The organism is Rhodococcus sp. KB6 (assembly GCF_001445685.1).
Taxonomy (GTDB): domain Bacteria; phylum Actinomycetota; class Actinomycetes; order Mycobacteriales; family Mycobacteriaceae; genus Rhodococcus_F; species Rhodococcus_F qingshengii.
The window spans coordinates 1-931 of sequence record NZ_LNAK01000109.1 but is presented as its reverse complement, the minus strand read 5'-3'; the positions used below and the strand labels follow the sequence as shown (position 1 = coordinate 931).

Here is a 931-nt window from a genome sequence, read left to right as displayed (position 1 = left end):
CACCAACGACTCCGGCCCCACACCCACCGAAACCAAATACCTGGCAAAACGATTCACCCGAGCATCGAACTCCGCATACGACAACGACACACCCTCGAACGAGAGCGCTACCGCATCCGGGGACGCCGCCACCTGCGCAACAAACCCATCCAACACCGACACACCCCCAACCTCACGAGCCGTGTCATTCCACCCCTCGAGCACCAACGAACGCTCAACAGAATCCAAAATATCAACGTCACCAACAATGGTTGACCGATCAGCAACGACGGCAGCCAGGATGCGTTCGAATCGGGTTGCCATCGAGGCCACCGTCGACTCGTCGAACAGATCCGTCGCGTACGTGAACGTCGCCGCCATCCCGGCCGGGGCACCGGACTCGTCGAACTGCTCGACCATGGTCAACTGCAGATCGAACTTCGCCGCCACCGCGCCGGTATCGACGCCCGCAACCGTCAGATCGCCCAACTGCAACCCGGTCTGGCGTGCGCTCTGGAACGAGAGCATCACCTGGAACAACGGATTACGAGCCTGCGACCGCGCCGGATTGAGCACCTCCACCAACCGCTCGAACGGCACATCCGCATGCGCAAACGCACCCAGATCGCCCTCACGAACCCGACCCAACAACCCCGAGAACGACTCCGAAGAATCCACCTCGGTCCGCAACACCAACGTATTGACGAACATCCCGATCAAATCATCGAGAACCTGCTCACCACGACCCGCCACCGGAGTACCGATCGCAATATCGGACGTCCCCGACAACCGCGACAACAACACCGCCAACGCCGCATGCACCACCATAAATAACGACGAATTCGACTCACGCGCAGCGTCACTCAACGACACATGCACATCACGATCAATCACGAACGAATACGCAGCACCACGATTGGACGCCACCGCCGGCCGCGGACGATCAGCCGGC

The 931-nt window shown here is 60.5% G+C and carries 1 protein-coding gene; it reads right to left on the bottom strand.

Annotated elements, in window-relative coordinates:
• Positions 1-931, bottom strand: a 931-nt coding sequence (locus ASU23_RS15090; protein WP_156423164.1) for a condensation domain-containing protein, incomplete at both ends; no start/stop codon positions are given.